Annotated in this window: 15 protein-coding genes and 1 other RNA gene; 10 read left to right on the forward strand and 6 right to left on the reverse strand. The window is 64.2% G+C overall.

Annotated features, from left to right (window positions below; translation table 11 throughout):
- Position 1: 1 nt before the first annotated feature.
- The 8 genes from ribH to N2652_00755 all read left to right on the forward strand — a co-directional run bounded on the left by ribH (position 2) and on the right by N2652_00755 (position 5,854).
- Positions 2 to 538: a 6,7-dimethyl-8-ribityllumazine synthase gene (ribH, locus tag N2652_00720; protein ID MCX7817734.1), complete on the forward strand. Its 537-nt coding sequence runs from the start codon at positions 2 to 4 to the stop codon at positions 536 to 538.
- Entirely contained in the window at positions 535 to 1,002 is a 468-nt protein-coding gene (nusB, locus tag N2652_00725) for a transcription antitermination factor NusB (protein ID MCX7817735.1), read from the forward strand. Before ribH ends, nusB begins: the two co-directional genes overlap by 4 nt.
- A 7-nt stretch (positions 1,003 to 1,009) precedes the next feature.
- A complete protein-coding gene (locus N2652_00730) occupies positions 1,010 to 1,906 on the forward strand; it encodes a signal recognition particle-docking protein FtsY (GenBank protein ID MCX7817736.1) in 897 nt (298 codons plus the stop codon).
- Positions 1,896 to 3,005 carry a bifunctional diaminohydroxyphosphoribosylaminopyrimidine deaminase/5-amino-6-(5-phosphoribosylamino)uracil reductase RibD gene (gene ribD, locus N2652_00735; protein MCX7817737.1) on the forward strand — a complete coding sequence of 370 codons (1,110 nt, stop codon included), beginning with the start codon at positions 1,896 to 1,898 and terminating at the stop codon, positions 3,003 to 3,005. Before N2652_00730 ends, ribD begins: the two co-directional genes overlap by 11 nt.
- Positions 3,002 to 3,679 (forward strand): riboflavin synthase, encoded by a 678-nt coding sequence (locus N2652_00740; GenBank protein ID MCX7817738.1) that lies wholly within the window; start codon positions 3,002 to 3,004, stop codon positions 3,677 to 3,679. Before ribD ends, N2652_00740 begins: the two co-directional genes overlap by 4 nt.
- 113 nt (positions 3,680 to 3,792) lie before the next feature.
- Complete coding sequence (locus N2652_00745; protein MCX7817739.1) at positions 3,793 to 4,530, forward strand: C4-type zinc ribbon domain-containing protein; 738 nt, start codon at positions 3,793 to 3,795, stop codon at positions 4,528 to 4,530.
- Positions 4,531 to 4,534: 4 nt separating this feature from the next.
- Positions 4,535 to 4,889, forward strand: an RNA gene (gene rnpB / locus N2652_00750) — RNase P RNA component class A.
- A 191-nt stretch (positions 4,890 to 5,080) separates the two neighbouring features.
- A complete protein-coding gene (locus N2652_00755) occupies positions 5,081 to 5,854 on the forward strand; it encodes a hypothetical protein (protein MCX7817740.1) in 774 nt (257 codons plus the stop codon).
- On the opposite strand, the gene N2652_00760 is transcribed toward N2652_00755, so the two are convergent.
- On the reverse strand, positions 5,839 to 7,977 hold the full coding sequence (locus tag N2652_00760) for an RNB domain-containing ribonuclease (protein MCX7817741.1): 2,139 nt from the start codon (positions 7,975 to 7,977) through the stop codon (positions 5,839 to 5,841). The two genes, N2652_00755 and N2652_00760, sit on opposite strands and share 16 nt — an antisense overlap.
- Before the next feature lie 76 nt (positions 7,978 to 8,053).
- On the opposite strand from N2652_00760, the gene glgA reads away from it, so the two are divergent.
- The gene (gene glgA / locus N2652_00765) at positions 8,054 to 9,490 is read left to right on the forward strand and encodes a glycogen synthase GlgA (protein MCX7817742.1); all 1,437 of its coding nucleotides are present in this window, start codon (positions 8,054 to 8,056) and stop codon (positions 9,488 to 9,490) included.
- Positions 9,491 to 10,069: 579 nt separating this feature from the next.
- The gene (locus tag N2652_00770; GenBank protein ID MCX7817743.1) at positions 10,070 to 11,071 is read left to right on the forward strand and encodes a uroporphyrinogen decarboxylase family protein; all 1,002 of its coding nucleotides are present in this window, start codon (positions 10,070 to 10,072) and stop codon (positions 11,069 to 11,071) included.
- Positions 11,072 to 11,140: 69 nt separating this feature from the next.
- Here N2652_00770 and N2652_00775 read toward each other — a convergent pair whose 3' ends face one another.
- From N2652_00775 to N2652_00795, 5 genes are all read right to left on the reverse strand, one after another.
- Positions 11,141 to 11,596: a hypothetical protein gene (locus N2652_00775; GenBank protein MCX7817744.1), complete on the reverse strand. Its 456-nt coding sequence runs from the start codon at positions 11,594 to 11,596 to the stop codon at positions 11,141 to 11,143.
- A 54-nt stretch (positions 11,597 to 11,650) separates the two neighbouring features.
- Complete coding sequence (locus tag N2652_00780; protein ID MCX7817745.1) at positions 11,651 to 12,892, reverse strand: hypothetical protein; 1,242 nt, start codon at positions 12,890 to 12,892, stop codon at positions 11,651 to 11,653.
- Positions 12,893 to 13,026: 134 nt separating this feature from the next.
- A complete protein-coding gene (locus N2652_00785; GenBank protein ID MCX7817746.1) occupies positions 13,027 to 13,797 on the reverse strand; it encodes a hypothetical protein in 771 nt (256 codons plus the stop codon).
- A 7-nt stretch (positions 13,798 to 13,804) separates the two neighbouring features.
- Positions 13,805 to 15,277, reverse strand: a complete 1,473-nt coding sequence (locus tag N2652_00790; GenBank protein ID MCX7817747.1) for a hypothetical protein — start codon at positions 15,275 to 15,277, stop codon at positions 13,805 to 13,807.
- Entirely contained in the window at positions 15,267 to 16,250 is a 984-nt protein-coding gene (locus N2652_00795; GenBank protein ID MCX7817748.1) for a terpene cyclase/mutase family protein, read from the reverse strand. Before N2652_00795 ends, N2652_00790 begins: the two co-directional genes overlap by 11 nt.
- Between the last annotated feature and the right edge of the window lie 6 nt (positions 16,251 to 16,256).

Genomic DNA, 16,256 nt, shown 5'->3' on the forward strand with positions numbered 1-16,256 from the left:
GATGCAACGCGCAGATCGCACATGGACGAGCAGCCGTGGGGCGCCGAAATTGCCGGCCGGCGTTCGCCGGATCGCGGGAAGACTGAGTGGGGCGGGGGTGCGCATCGGCGTGGTGGTCAGCCGCTACAACGCGCGTTACACCGCGGAACTTCTCCGCTCCGCAGTGCGGGAACTGGGGCGTCTGGGCGTTCGCGCCGGCGACATCACCGTCGTCGAGGTGCCCGGTGCCTTTGAAATCCCGTCGGCGGCGGCAGAGCTCGCTCAACATCATCCGGTGGAGGCGATCATCGCGCTCGGCTGTGTGATTCAAGGCGAGACTCCGCACGCTTCGCTCATCAACCGCACGGTTGCGCTGCGGCTGAGCGAGCTGTCCCAGCGGCATCGCTTGCCCATTGTGGACGCAGTGGTGCCCGTGCTCAGCGAAGAACAGGCGCGTGCGCGCTGCGCGCCCGGGCCAGACAATCGCGGAAGCTACGCAGCGCGGGTCGCGGTCGAGATGGCTCGACTGTTCGAGCGGCTTCGGGCGGGCCGTCCATGAGCCGACGGCACGAAGGACGGATACTCGCGCTGCAGTTCCTGTTCCAGCGCGACTTCAATGTTGAAGATCTGGACGAAGCGCTGCGGGAGTTCTGGGGCGCGCGACCGGTTCGGCCGAAGCTCCGTGAATTTGCCGAATCGCTGATTCGCGGCGTGGAGCAGATGCGTCCCTCGCTCGACGAGCGGCTTCGGGGCTACCTGGTGAACTGGGAGCTGTCGCGGTTGGCGGCGGTGGACCGCAACATTCTGCGCCTCGCCCTATACGAGATGCTTCACCGGCCGGACATTCCGCCCGTCGTGTCGTTGAATGAAGCGATCGATCTGGCCAAGGAGTTCGGCGACCCGGACTCTCCGCGCTTCGTGAATGGAGTGCTTGACCGCGCGGTGAAAGAGCTGTCTCGACCGGTTCGGGAGCCGATGGCCGGCCGTTCTAGCAGGCGGCGCAGAAGGGTGCTGAAGGGGTAGCAGGGCGATGGCGACAAGCTGGTGGTCGGCGCTGGCGCGGACTCGGGACGCAGTTTTGCGCGCAGTAGGGCTGGGCGCGCACAAGGCACCTGCGGCCGAGTTGTGGCCCACCGCAAAAATTGAAGAGGCGCTGTACACCGCCGACGTAGCACCCGCTGTTGTTGCGGACGTGCTCAAACATCTCGGCGCTCACCGCAACGGCGGTGCCTCACCGGCTGCGCTCGCGGAGCACCTGACGATGCTGCTGCCGGAACCACCGGCGGTGCGGCCGGCGATCCGCCCCCGTGTGCGGGTGCTGGTCGGCACGAACGGATCCGGTAAAACGACCACATGCGCAAAGCTCGCCCGGCGGGTTCTCCGCTCTGGCGGGCGCCCGTTGTTGTGCGCGGCGGACACGTTCCGGGCAGCGGGGAGTGCGCAGCTGCAGCTTTGGGCGGACCGCCTCGGCTGTGAGATCGTGGCTGGTGCGACAGGTGCGGATCCGGCCGCTGTCGCGTTCGACGCAGTCACTGCAGCGGTGAGGCGGGAAGTGGACGAGCTGATCGTTGACACGGCAGGTCGCATGCACACCCGTCTGCCGCTGATGCAGGAACTACAGAAACTCGTCCGCAGCATCGGGAAGGCTCGCGAGGGGGCGCCGGACGATTGTTGGTTGGTGCTGGATGCATCGCTCGGCCGAAATGCGCTCTCTCAAGCGTCCGCATTCCGCACCGCCGTGCCCCTTACCGGAGTGGTCATCACAAAGCTCGACGGCTCTGCGAAAGCGGGCTTCGTGTTCTCGCTGGGAGACGAACTGGGGATCCCTGTGCTCTTTGCCGGTCTCGGCGAAGGCGAGGATGACCTGGCCGTCTTTGACCGTCGCCAATTTGTGCTGGGCTTGCTGGGACTTCGTAATGGCGACTGAGACGACGGAGCGGGACCGTTTCTGGATGCGTCATGCGCTCGCGCTTGCGGTGCGCGGCGAGGGACTGACCCGACCGAATCCGCCCGTCGGCGCGGTCGTGGTTCGAGATGAACGGGTCGTTGGCGAGGGGTGGCATCGGCTCGCCGGTGGGCCGCACGCGGAACGGATCGCGCTGGCGAAGGCAGGACCCCGGGCGCGCGGCGCAACGTTGTTTGTCACGCTGGAACCCTGTAGCACGTGGGGACGGACTCCGCCATGTACCGATGCGATCCTCGCTGCCGGCGTCAGCCGAGTGGTTGCGGCCTGCGCGGATCCGAACCCGAGGCACCGTGGGCGGGGATTGCGGCTGCTGCGCCAGCGTGGCGTGCAGGTTACCGTCGGGCCGGAACGAGCGACCGCGAGGGAGCTCATTGCAGGCTTCGCGAAGTGGATCACGACGGGCCGTCCGTGGGTGACGCTGAAGCTGGCGATGTCGTTCGACGGTCGTCTTGCCGATGCCAACGGCCGTTCGCGATGGATCAGCTCACGCGAGAGCCGTCGGTGGGTTCAAGCGGAACGACGACGAGCAGACGCGATTCTGGTCGGGGTCGGCACCGTGCTTGCGGATGATCCCCGTCTGCTGCCGCGCCCGGCTCTGGGGCGCGCTCCGTGGCGGGTCGTTTTGGACACCACCGCTCGGACGCCGCGCGACGCGACGCTCCTCAACGATGCGGCAGCCAGACAAACGGTGGTCATGGTGGGGGAGAACTGTGACGCTGCCCGGTGTCGGGCTCTGACACGCGGAGGAGCGAGTGTGGAACGGGTGCGCGTCGATCCCACGAACGGGCGGCTGGATCTGCGGGAGGTGTTTGCAGCACTGGGACGCCGTGGCGTTTTGCGCGTGCTGTGCGAGGGGGGATCCACTCTCGCGGGCGCACTGGTCAAGGATGGACTCGTGGACGAGCTGCTCCTGATTTATGCCCCTTGCGCACTTGGTGCCGGCGGCATTCCGGCCCTTGGGAATGTCGGCTGGCCATTGCGCAGCTGTCCCCGTTACGATCTCATCGCGCACGGCGTTTGGGGCCGCGACTGTTGGGTGAGGCTCCGGCGACCAACTTGACGGAGACAGTCATGTTCACCGGCATCGTACAGCGGCGCGGTCGGATCGTGGAACGAAAGCTGGATTCGGCGTGGGGACGGATCGTGGTAGACGCAGGCGAGTGGGATCGTCCCGTCGAGATCGGTGAAAGCGTGGCGATCTCGGGGGTCTGTCTCACCGTGAAAACGGTGGACGGAACTCTCTTGGGCTTTGATGTTCTGGCGGAGACGTGCCGTCGGACCAACCTCGCCGTTGATACCGCGCAGGGCCGGGTCAACATCGAACGAGCTCTCCGGTGGGGAGATCCGCTGGGCGGTCACATCGTGACCGGCCATGTTGATGGCGTTGGCCGTGTCGGCTCGATCGAACCAGTGGGCCGCGACTGGCGATTTGAAATCGCGTGTGCGCCCGAACTGATGGATGGTATGGTGTTCAAGGGATCGGTCGCAGTGGACGGCGTGAGCCTGACCATTGCCGAGCTCACCGACACGTCGATCGCGGTGCACATCATTCCCCACACGTACGAGGTGACTTGTTTCGGCCTCTACCAGGTCGGCGATCTGGTCAACATCGAAGTGGACGTCCTCGGCAAGTTTGTGCGGCGATTTGTGGAGCGAGGGGTGGCGTTCCCTTCGCTAACGTGGGAAGAGCTGCGGCGACAGGGGCTGTTGACAGATGCAGAAGGGGAGCACTGAAAGCGAAGCATGCGCGAGCGATTCTCTTCATGGGAGCCAAAGCGTCGTTGTCCACCCGCGTCGCGGACAGGCGGAGTTTGACGCGGGCTAAGCCGGCATTTAGGCTGGTTGGGATGTCCGAGCAGACCCCAGCGGCGGTCACGAAAAGTTTGATTCAGCGGCTGCTGCGTCTTCAGGAGTTTGACCGCCGTCTGTCTCAGATCCGAAGCGATCTGGCGGATCTTCCGGCTCGGAAGGACCGCCTCCGCCTGCGTCTGCAGGACCGAGAGGAGGCGTTCCGGCGTGCGGAAGCGGCGTGGAAGGAGGAAGCGCTCGCGGTCCGAAATCTGGAAAAGGAGATCGAGTCCCTCCGCGCAACACTGAACCGCCAATTGCAACAGCAGTTTGAGGTAAAGAGCAATGAAGCATACCGGACGCTCCTCCACGAGATTGAAGCGATCCGGGCCTCGATTCGCCGGATGGAAGACGAGGCGTTGGAGCGCATGGAGCGCACTGAGCAATACCAGCAGGCGCTGGCCTCAACACGACGGGACCTCGATGACGAAGCCCGGCGTGTAGCCAGAGAATGCGAAGAACTGGACGGGAAGGGAATCGCGCTGGCGGCGGAGGCTGAACGGCTCGAGCGGGAGCGTGCGGAGGCGGCGGCGGACCTGGAGCCCTCGCGGGTGCTGCAATACGAGCGCATCCGGCGGCACGTCGGCGATCTGGCGATCGTGCCGGTTGACCATGGGACGTGCGCCGGCTGTCACATGCGGTTGCCGCCGCAGACGATCCACAATGTTCGCCGGAGTGACCAGATCGTAGCGTGCGACTTTTGCGGGCGCATGCTATATTCTCCTCAGGAAAGCTGATGGCCGGCTGGAGCGGACGGCCGCTCGCGCACCGTCGCAGGTGGTCGCGGGAGGAAAGTCCGGACTCCACAGGGCAGGACGTCCCGCTGAAAGGCGGGAGACCTTCTGCGAGATCGGAAGGGACGGATAGTGCCACAGAAAACAAACCGCCCCGCAGAGTGGCGGGGTAAGGGTGAAAAGGTGGTGTAAGAGACCACCGGCCCGGTTCAACGCCGGGTGCTGGGCAAACCCCGTCCGGAGCAAGGCCAAATAGGGAACTGGAGGCGGCCCGTCTCAAGCCCGAAAGGGCGCGGTTCCGGGTTGGCCGCTGAGATAAATGGCCGTCGAAACAGAATCCGGCTTACGGCTTCAGCCGGCCATCGGCGGACGTGGATTTGTGTGGTCTGTGGTCAAACGCGGGGGGGTGGGGGGTGGGCCAGTTGACGCAGCGGGGGCTGGGGCTCTCGCGATGGCGACGCTGGCCTGTGTTCTCGCGCTCCGACCGCTCGACCGCGCCGCGGGCATCTCCCGAGGATCCGGGCAATATGCTGGGCCGCCGACGACCGAACCGGTGGCGGACAGTATCCGCTGGCCAGCCGCGCCGGTAATTGCGCCGGCGGACTGGCTGCCTTTGCGAGCGCGCGCTGGCGGTCCTCCGGGTTCAGGTGCAGACGAGACCCGGGCGCCGGCACGGTACCGGTTGGCGGGCACCCTTTTACTGCGGACCGACGACGGGACGGTCCGTTACGGGCGCGCGATTATTGACGATACGGAGGAAAAACGGCAGCTGGTCTTGGCAGAACAGGAGACCTCCGGCGATTTGCGTGTACTGCGCATCGACTGGAATCGCGCCACAGTCGAGATCGCGGGCCAGGTCTATACGCTGAGCATGCGTTTTGCCGGAAATGTGGCTCCGCCTTCCGAACCGGGTGGAGTGATCGCGGCCGCCGCCTCCGCAGCTCCCCTCGAGGTGAGCCGGTTTGGCCGAAAGGTGCAACCGGACCGCTGGTTGATCGAGCGGGAGGCCGTTTTGGAGTACTACCGCGAGCTGCGTGACGATCCAGTGCGGGTCGCGCGGCTGTACGAATCGTTTCGGCCGGTGCGCGAAGGGCCCGATGGCCACATCACGGGCTACGAGCTGAACATTCTCGGGGAGGAAGAGTTTCTTCGTGCGGTCGGACTGCAGCAGGGCGACGTAGTGCGTGCGGTGAACTCGATGCCCATGACCAGTCAGTCGCGTGCGGAATTTTTCATCGCGGAGTTTCTTAAAGAGAACCTGAATGCGATTGTTTTGGATATCGAACGCAACCGGCAGCCCCAGAAGCTGGTTTATCTGATCCGCTGACCCTGCCGCGGACGGAGGGGGGCGGCAGCAGCAGGGCGTACCTCGAGTAGGCGGCGGCGCTCGTCCACGCGGAGCAATTCCACGTCCAACCGCATGCCGGGGTGGAGTGCCCGACCTGTGACTTCTTCTCGGATGAGTGCGCTCTGCAGGGTGTCCGTAAGCTCGACGATCCATCCCGTGGAAAGCTGCTGAACGACCACCGCCGGCCAGGGTCCAGTTTCGCCGCGCTGCAGACATCGCTGGTAGTAATCCAGGCGCAGGAGCTCGAGGCTGTCGCGCTCCACTTCTTCCGCCAACTGTTCTTGTCGAGTCGCGTGACGCGCGATCTCGGCGGTGGCCGAATGTGAGTGCGGCGGCGGCTCGCCGGAGGCGAGGGCTCGCACGATGCGGTGCACTACAAGATCGGGATATCGGCGAATGGGGGAGGTGAAGTGGGTGTACGGTCGCGCGGCAAGGCCGAAGTGCACGCCACACCGCGTGGAGTACTCCGCCCGCTTGAGGTGACGCAGCACCGTCATCGCGACGGGATATTCGCGCACGGTGCCTTCCACTGCACGGAGTACCGCGATGGCGCCCTGTCGATCCGCTGAGGGCATTCGCACGCCGAGCTCCAGCAGCGCAGCTTCCATCCGTTCCCATTGTTCGACATCGGGTGGTGCGTGTATGCGGTAGATCGCCGGTACCCGCGCGGAGGCGAGACGTCTCGCGACCACCATGTTGGCCAGCAGCATCAGCTCCTCAATCAGAGCATAAGCGAGATGTGCTTCCCGTCGGTGGAAGGCAAGCGCGCGGCCGGCGTCATCGGTCTGGCACCACACTTCGGGAAGCGTGAACAGCAATGCCCCCGCCGCCGCCCGGCGGCGTCGCAGCGCCGCTGCGACCTGTTCTAGCTCGCAAAGCAGTTGACGAATGTGGCCGGGCACCGCATCCGCCCGCTCGTCCACCAACCACGCCTGAACCGATTCGTAGTCCAGTCGCGCTCGCGATCGAATCACCGAGGGATAGATGTCGGCACTGAGCAAATGCGCCTGGTCATCGAGCACCGCGCGCACGGTGAGACAGGGCCGGTCGGTTTCGGGGGACAGACTGCATACTTCGGTCGTCAGCTCTGGCGGTAGCATCGTCAGCGCGCGGCCTGGCAAGTACACGCTGGTACCTCGCTCTCGGGCTTCGCGGTCCATCGCCGAATCCGGCGCGACGTAGCTGGAGACATCTGCAATATGCACTCCGACTTCCCAGTGATGCGCGTCAAGTCGGCGGATCGACACGGCGTCGTCAAAATCACGGGCATCCGGAGGGTCGATCGTCACTGCGGGCCAGTCCCGATGGTCTCGTCGGCCGTCGAAGGAGAAGGAAGAACTCCTCAGATGGCGCCGCCCCTCGCGAATCGCCTCCCCGGAGTGACGTTCGGGAAAGCCGGCGTCGCGGATCAGCGCTCGCAACCGAACCCCCAGATCGGCCTTCGGGCCGAGCACTTCCGTGATCCGGCCCCGGCACCGCGTGTCGCCCGCACGCCACGGCTCCAGCTCGATGGCCACCACTGCGCCCTCAGCGGGAGGTTCGTGCAGACGCTGCTCCCAGTTTGCAATCCAGACGTTAGTCGGGAATCGAGGGTCGAGCGGCACCGCATACCAGTAGTGCGGTCCTTTGCGGAGAACCCCCGTGGTCACTGGCCGGGAACGCTCGACAACCCGCACGATGCGTCCAACCAGCGTGGGCCGGACGAATCGGCGCCCGCCCTCCCGCGAGGCGAGCAGGGCTCCCTTCGGCCGCACCTGGACGAGCACTCGGTCTCCATGAACTGCCCCGGACAGCGCCTCCGGTGGGATTCGCACAATCCGGTCCGGCCGCAGCTCGTCGACCACGTTCGCGTCGCCCCGACGGTTGACTTGTAGTAGGCCAACGCATTGGTCCAAGTTTTGGGGACGTGCCCAGCGCTGACCGCGAAGTCGCACTATCTGGCCATCGCGTTCCATCTGACGCAGCAGTGCGCGGAGCGCGGCCCGCATGTCCGGCGACAGTCCCATCCGGCTGCCGATCTCGCGCGCCGTCATGGGACGGTACTCCGCGGACTGCACAAAGCGTTTGAACGCCTGTTCAAGGGATGGTATCCACTGATCCATTCGGCCTTGCAGGTTAGCATGCCAAATCGTTGTGCGCCACGGGCCGCCAGACGGGGAAGATCGCGTGAAAGTTCTGATGGCCAGCAGCGAAATCGCGCCGTTCGCTTCGACCGGTGGCCTCGGCGAGGTCATGAGGTCGCTGCCGCGAGCGTTGCGGCGTGCCGGCGTCGACGTGGTTCGGATCATGCCCCTGCATCGCTGCGTGTGGGAGGGCGAACATGATTTGAGCGATACGGGCACTCGTCTGCGGGTGCCGGTGGGATACCGTGTACACACCGCGGAAATCTGGCGCCACGACGGCGAGGTAACGACGCTTTTCGTGCGGCGTGACGAATACTTTGACCGGCGCGAAATTTACGCGTTGCCCGAGCGGGAGTACACGGACAACTTCGAGCGATTTGTGTTCTTCCAGAAGGCGGTCGCCGCTCTATTGGATTTGGCGGAGTACGCTTCGGACATCGTACACGGCCATGACTGGACTTGCGGACTCATTCCGCTGTATCTGCGGCACGGCATATTCGGTCTGGGCCGTTCGGGCCGGGAGCGGACGGTCTTTACCGTCCATAATCTCCGATATCAGGGAATCTACCCGGGCTCAGAGTTTGGACTGACGAACCTTCCTTTTAGCTGCTTTTCGATCGAGGGTGTCGAGTTTTTTGGCAACATCAACTGTCTGAAAGCCGGTCTGACATCGAGCGATGTCTCAACCACGGTCAGTCCGAGCTACGCCGATGAGATTCGTACTCCGGAGCACGGGTTCGGATTGGATGGGGTACTTCGCTCGCTGGGCAATCGTTTTTTAGGCATTCTGAACGGGGTCGACAATGAGATCTGGAACCCTGGGACGGATCCGCACATTGCGCAGACGTTCACAGCGGAAAATCTCGCCGGAAAGCAGGTCTGTCGATCTGCTCTGCTTTCTGAGGTGGGTCTTCCCCTGGAGCCAACAATGCCCGTTGTAGGTATGGTGTCACGGATGGTGGATGAGAAGGGGTTTGACCTCCTCGAGAGCGCCATGGCTGACATTGTGCAGTTGCCTCTGAAGTTGGTCGTGTTAGGAAAGGGCACGGCGGCTCACCAACAGGCGGCAATCGGGTGGGCAAGACAGTGGCCCGACCGCGTTGCGGTGCGGGTCGGATATGACGAGGGACTGGCGCACCGTATTCAGGCGGGCGCTGATTTGTTTCTGATGCCGTCGCGGAATGAGCCATGCGGCTTGAGCCAGCTTTACGCATTGCGGTATGGCACCATCCCCGTCGTTCACAGTGTGGGGGGCCTCAAAGACACGATTCGCGGCCTTTCGGCGGACGGCGCGGAAGGTAACGGTATCGTTTTCACCGAATATAGCGCCGGCGCTCTCCTGAGTGCGCTTCGACACGCGATCGCGCTGTGGAGACAGGAACGCTCCTGGCACACGCTAATGCAAAGGGTAATGCGGGAAGATCACGGATGGAGCGAGCCTGCGCGTCGTTACCTGGGACTCTACGAGCAGATACTCCGACCCCGAGGCTGAGTCTGCCTGGGATTCGAAAGCGTACAGGCGCGATCCTTCGCCATGGCATCTGTCTAGGGCGTAGTCCCTTCTTTTCACAGGCTACCGCGTGATAGCGGATCGATCGCGTTGTGCAACGGTCGTCCGCCCGCCTGTGGATAAGGGCTCACAACAAGATGTGGGGTTGTGAAACCGTCAATACTGGACATAACATATATTATGCGACGCAATTGTCCGGCTAAGCCTTCACAGCCGTTGGCCTAACGGCGTGCCGCATTACGCGAGCGCCGACAGTCTGTGGATCGTTCGCCCACCGAAAGTGGAACCCAGTGCCCGTTCAGTTTCGCCCAGTATCCGAGCTGAGGGCGCAGGCTGGGACGCGCCAGGGCCCGATTTCTCAGGGGCATCCGCGTCCGAAGGTGCGTCAGTTTGAGCCCCATTACTTCTGGCCCCGACGAATCACGAAGAGTTTTCAGCCAGCCCGGACTCAGCGATGCGGTGCCGTTGAGCGCGCTGGAGGTCGACGGCTGCTCCTTGCGGAGCTTCGGCTGGCCTCTGACACCAAGATTAGGTAACTTCCCCGCTGGCGGAGGTGCCCAGATGATGACAGGGCGTGAAAGATATTTTGCGGTCCTGGAAGGCCAGCAACCGGACTTTGTGCCCCGGATTCCCATCCTCATGCAGTTCGCGGCGGAGTTCATTGGATCGAATTACGCAGAGTTCGCGTCCAACCACGAGGTACTCGTTCGCTCGAATCTCGCCTGCGCAGAGGCCTTTGATTTCGATCAGGTCAGTTGCATTTCCGACCCATATCGGGAAACACAGGGGTTCGGCGGCGTTGTGGAATATGTCACGGATGGCGTTCCCCGTTGCACCCATCCCTTGGCCGAGGATCGTTCGCTCGACCGTCTCGCGCGACCGGACCCCCACCTGTCGGAACGAATGCGCGACAGAGTGGATGCCTGCCGCTTGTACCGCCAGCTTGCCTCGGATCGCTACTCCATACTCGGGTGGGTGGAAGGCCCCGCCGCCGAGGCCGCCGATCTGCGTGATACGATCAACTTTCTTTACGACCTGATGGATGACCCGGTGTATGCGGCCGAGCTAATGGACCGGTGCCTTGAGGTGGCTATTGCATTTGCGAAAGCACAGCTTCAGGCTGGCGCCGATACCATTGGGATTGGCGACGCCATCGTAAGCCAGTTATCGCCCGACCTCTACGAGTCGCTTGTCCAGCCGCGAGAAAAAAAGCTGGTGCGAGCAATCCAGGCAGCAGGCGGTCGTGTTCGCCTGCACATTTGTGGCGATATCTCCCATCTGCTACCTGGAATCGCTGACCTGGGCGTCGACATCTTGGATGTGGATCACATGGTGAGCCTCTCCGCCGTGCGGGCAGCAGTGGGGCCGCGCGTGGTGATCGCCGGCAATCTGGACCCCGCTGAGGCCATTCTTCGTGGCAACCCCGCGGCGATTCGCATTGGCATTCAGAGCTGCCGAGACGAGGCCGGGCTTCCCTTCATGGTCTGCGCCGGCTGCGAAATCCCTCCTCGAACACCGATCGAAAATCTAAAAGCACTTTGCGAACCCCTTGCGTGGCGCTGAAGGTCTGAATGGCCGCCGGCTTGAAACCGGCTCGTCCGCGTGCTGTGGGCACAAACCCCTGTGTGCGGTTTATCTCACCGCCCGATGGACGAACAAACAGGCCACCGCGAGCACAAGCGAGATGACCGCCAGGCTCTTGTTAAACGAGTAAAAGATATCATCGGGCGCCACGGAGAGAATGATATCGCCCGGCAGCAGCTCTTCGCGCCGTATCGAGTCCACTCGCAACACCGTCCCCGCCGTCGGAGATCGCAAATCCACACGCTCTGAGGCACCACCACCCTTCGCGATCTGGAAGACAGCGACTGGCTGGTTCGATAGCACCGTTTGCCCCGCAATTACTCGGACCTCCACCACCGCGCCGGTTGCTGGTGCCCTCACGTGGAGTTCTCGTGGGTGACGTTCCAGCACGCGGGCCGATGGAAACCAGCCATCCTTAATGGCCCAGAGGCCCAGACCCAACAGCACAATCGCCGCGATCAGAAAATCGTTGCTGCCTTCAAGGTCGTACCGTCGCCGCGCCATGGCCACAGGTTAGCACAACCGATGCCATCTCCACAGCTTCTGTCGTTCCCTCGCTCATTCCGATCCCTCGGACGGCCGCCCCAGCCGCCGCCGCAGCTCCAGGATCGCGCGCATCAACCATTCCGTCCCACGCTGGCCGCCAGGACCAGTCAGCGATGGCGCATCGAGTTTCCGGCTGACCCGCAGCGCTTCTTCGCAGTGCGACAGGGCCGCCCTGAGATCACCGGTGGCCTCCGCCAAACGCGCGAGCCGCAGGTGTGCATTCACATCATGAATCGTGTCCCGTGGCGCGGACTCGACGATTCGGCTCCACAGACGGGCGGCAGCGGAAGAGTCGCCCAACCGGTCCATCACATCGGCAGTAGCGAGGGCCTCGTCTTCTTTCAATTCCCCCCGATCGACAAGGGCCGCCTCCAGCGCCGCTTCAGCATCTCCAGCCAATGGATCGCCAGCAACGCGCGCAACCCACGCCCGCAGGTAGATCTGAAAGGGGCTTTGCGCTCCTGAAAGCAGCTCCTGGGCATCCTGCGCCAGCCCGAGGCGCGTCAAATCCCGCACCACCGTCGCGGCCTCGCTGGACGGTAGACGCAATAGATCGGCTGGCCGCAATCGCCCCCGGATCGGCTCTGCGCGCCCGGCCTCCGCCGCCACGCGTATCCAGAAAACCAGCTCCCGTTCGCGACCGGCGCGATCGGAGCGACCACGATACAGACGGTCGAATGCGCTCGCTAAAGCTGCCCCGTCATCGCTCCGCCGCAGGGCGGTGGCGGCCAGGCGCACAAACTCGTCGGATCCGCTTGTTGCGTAAGCCCGTTCGGCGACTCGAAGCGCCTCGTCGTACTGCCAGAGAAGCAACAGGATCTCGACAACCCGGCTCAACACCACGGCATCGGTCGAACGCTCCACACTCTCCACCATGAAACGAATGAGTCGCCCCGCCAGGTCCGGATCCTTTTGCGAGGCGATCCAGCCCGCCGCGTCCGCCGGGGACACCGCCGTGAGCAACACCGGCAACAATCGCATCGCGCGGGCGGTAAAACCCGCGGTCTCGCTCAATCTGAGTGCGACCGCCATCGCCGAGGCACCGCGCTCAGCTACCAATGTCTCCCACGCGGTGAGCGCCGCCGATTCCTCCGCAGCGAAGAGCGCCCCCGTGGCCGGCGTGCCCAAAACCTGCCAGCGCACATCCGCCCACGCACGCATCGCGACGGGTGCGACCTCCGCGGGACCATTCACCGCCAGCCGGCGCAACTCCGCTATTCCTTCCCATCCCCGCTCGAGCGCCGCCTTCGCCATCGCCGCAGGATCGGCTCCCTCCCCTACCCGCCCGCCTACCGGCGGGGCCGCAGCGGCCAGGAGCATTCCGGCGCTGAGGACGGCCCCGAGAACGATGATGCCCGCGCATCGCGGCCGCGACTCCTTCGCTCGCTTCATCGAACGTTGCCTTCCGAGAGACGGGCCGGCGCAGGCACTCTCACCTTCAGACCGCGATTCAATGCAATCAGCGCCCGTTGCACGCGCGCCTCAAGATCTCTGCTGTCAATGAGATGTCGGTGCCGGAACGGCTGCCCTTTCGGTGAGATCCCACTCACCGTCACGTCACCTGCCGCATCGAGCCTCTCAAGCGAAATGCCGCCCAGCAAGTCCGTTTTTTCCACGGGGCGGCCCCCAAGCATCGCCTCTTGGAGGCTGCACAGGAAATACTGCTCCGCGTCGGGCAGCTGCAGGAGGAAGCGTACACCCCCGGACCAAATCCAGATCGCACGGCCACCAGTCTTGGGCAACGCGAGCAGCGCCAGGCGGTCCAAATGCCACAACAGAAGTCTCCCTGACGCGATTCCCTCAGGCACCTCGTTGGTCACCAGCGGAATGGTGCCAACGTAGAACGCAATCTTTCTCTCCGAGGGCGACCAATCGGCCCTCAAAGTCCCAGGTTCGCCGACGCTGCCCACTTCCGGCAAGGGAAGGCGCGCAGCGGCCACCGATGCCGGCAGTTCCGTCACGGCGTCCGCCATCGCGACTGCGCCCAAGGTTGCAGCATCCAGCCACAAGTCAACGGCATCTCCACCGTCGAAGCGGAATTGCCCTGAGGCCGCAATCAGCCGAATCGCCGGCCGCTGCTGAAACTGCCGGACGGGGACCGACATTTCCGCGGAGCTGCCCACCGCTGCCACCGCCAACAACAAAAACCGTGCGATCATGCGACTGTTACGGGACGAGCCGTTGAACCGCCGGGCCATAGAGGTTGAACTGGATACGCTGCACTGCCTCCAACGGCACTTCCGCGATGCCGAAGTTTTCGCTCTCACCGCGAATGACCCGACTGTCGATCTCACGCAGTGTCATCGTGATCTGGCCACCTCTCACAAGGCGCAACCGCACATCGCTTGGCCGGCGCCGGGCCCGCAGCTGTGACTCCGCAGCGAAAATGACTTGAGCAACCCGCTCCACCGGCACCTCCAACGGCGCGAACGGCGTCTCGAGGCGCAGCCGTCCCTCCCCCACGGTGAGCACTCGGCCGGACATCGTGTCGCCGTTCGCCAAAACCACCACGTCGCTGTCGACCCGTTCTGCCGACTCTGACGGTGGCGCGAGGCGCCCCGTCCAGCGAACCACGCGAATTTCGCTGAGTCGGAGCTCGCGACCTCCCTGAGGCATGAACGTGATCGCATTCCCCGTTCCCCGAAAATCTCGGGTGTCTTTCCATTGTCGCACCACGCGGTCGTTGACCGACACCGCAATTTCCCCCCGCCGGCGATCCGCAAAAATTGTCACGCGCATGGTCGCCGCACCGCCGGTCCATTCACCGATTTCAACGCCGCCGAGGCCTTGGCTGCCGCCGCCGGCGCGCATGCGGTTCAGCTCCAGGCGTTGCGCTGCGACAATGTTCAGCATGTACGCGTCCCCCTGCGGTTCTTCGGGCTTCTCGTGGAAGAACCAAAAACTCAGAAAGCCGGGGAAGAACTTCCAGTCGATTGAAAAATCGATTCGCACCCGGTCACCCATCCCCTCGATCACACGGCCGATCGGCGAGGGGTTGAGCGGGATCAGCCCCCCTTCGCTCAGCGCCCATTGACGGCTTCGATCGCCACGTAACGCCCACTCCTCGAGCGACGACGGTCCCTCGTACAACACCTCGCCGGCTCCGCCGGCGGGCGAGAACTCTGCGACCATCGCACGGACCAGCCGCAGCGTACCCGCAGCGGTGTCAGCAATCACCAGTGAGTTCGAATCGAGCGAGAGGATCCGTCCGAACAGTTCATCGCCGTTCGTCAATCGGACGACGCTGTCTGCCGAGGATCGCCGTCGCGCCGCGCCGGGCACTGCAAGCTGTACCTCGGTCACCGCCTGCAGCCGCACCGACAGGAGCTCTCGGATCGCGCCATGCCGCCAGACGAGTTCGCCGGTATCGTTGCGAGCACTGACCAGGCTGCCGGACAACCATTCACCTCCCGTCAACGTGAGGCGATCGTTGGGGGGGCGCTCCGGAGGTCGGTCGGCACTGCGCTCTGCCGAAATCGAACTGGCGTTGGTAACGCCGGGCGGTACCCCGGACGATGGCCCCACGACGATCGCCGCGCGAATGCCGGCACCAAACGGTGTCGTCGCTAGCCACAGCGCGAACACCAGCGGGCCCGCGGACTTTGAACAGTGCTTGCTATGCCGTTGATCAGCGTTCATAGATGGGGAGGTAGCGATAGTTTACTGCAAGAGAAAGTAGCGCGGCACTCGTACAGAACACCCGCCCGTGGGGGCCGCTCCAGCTACCATCGGCTCCCTGGGTATCGAGCAGGCGGCGGATGTTCTTCGCGTTCCACTCGCGCCACGCGGCGGGATCGGCATGGAAGAACGCCTGGGCCGCGTAATACAGGTAGTAAAAGAAATAGCCTCCACCGTCCTGATCGCCCCGCGTGCGCAACACTTCAAAGGTGCGCCGGAACAGTGGTGAGCTACGTTCCCGCGCCAGTAAGGCCACGGTCACCGCGATCGCGTTCCGCGCCCCACTCCCTCCGCCATCGTTGCCCGTATAGCCGATCTGTCCATCGGAGGTTTGGCACTGTTCATAGAATTGCAGCGCACGCCAGATTGCTGCGTCCGGTACCGCAATGCCCGCGTTACGGACCGCCAGCAGCGCGACTATCTGTGCACCACTGACGGTGGTATCCGCATCGCGTGCGTCGGGCGAATAGCGCCAGCCGCCGGTCGGGTTCAGTGCCTGAGAGGCGAGAATCAGGTCGGCGGCGCGCTTCAGTGCCGGCCCCAGACGCGGATCATCCACCGCGCCGTATGCTTCCGCCAGCGCGAGCGTCGCAAACCCGTGATGATACATCGAGGGGCCGATGTATCCGTTGTCCGACCGCTGTTGACGCAGAATGAACTCCAGGCCGCGGCGTATGTTCACCGCCCACGGACCGGCTTCCGGATCGTCACCGCGCGCAAGCATCGCCAACACTGCCAGGCCGACCACACCCGGCCCTGTCTCTCCCTCGCCCGGCCAGAAGCCCTCCGGCGACTGCGTGCGGGCCAGAAACTGCAGCCCCCGCACGTACGCAACGTCCATCTCGGGTGGCACCGGGTCGCCGTGAATCGCTCCCCAGCCCTGGGCATTCGCCGTGACCTGCGTGACCAGAACTGCAGCCAGCAGGATGTGCACTGCGCA

It is taken from the genome of Kiritimatiellia bacterium (genome assembly GCA_026417735.1).
Lineage (GTDB): Bacteria > Verrucomicrobiota > Kiritimatiellia > PWTM01 > PWTM01 > CAACVY01.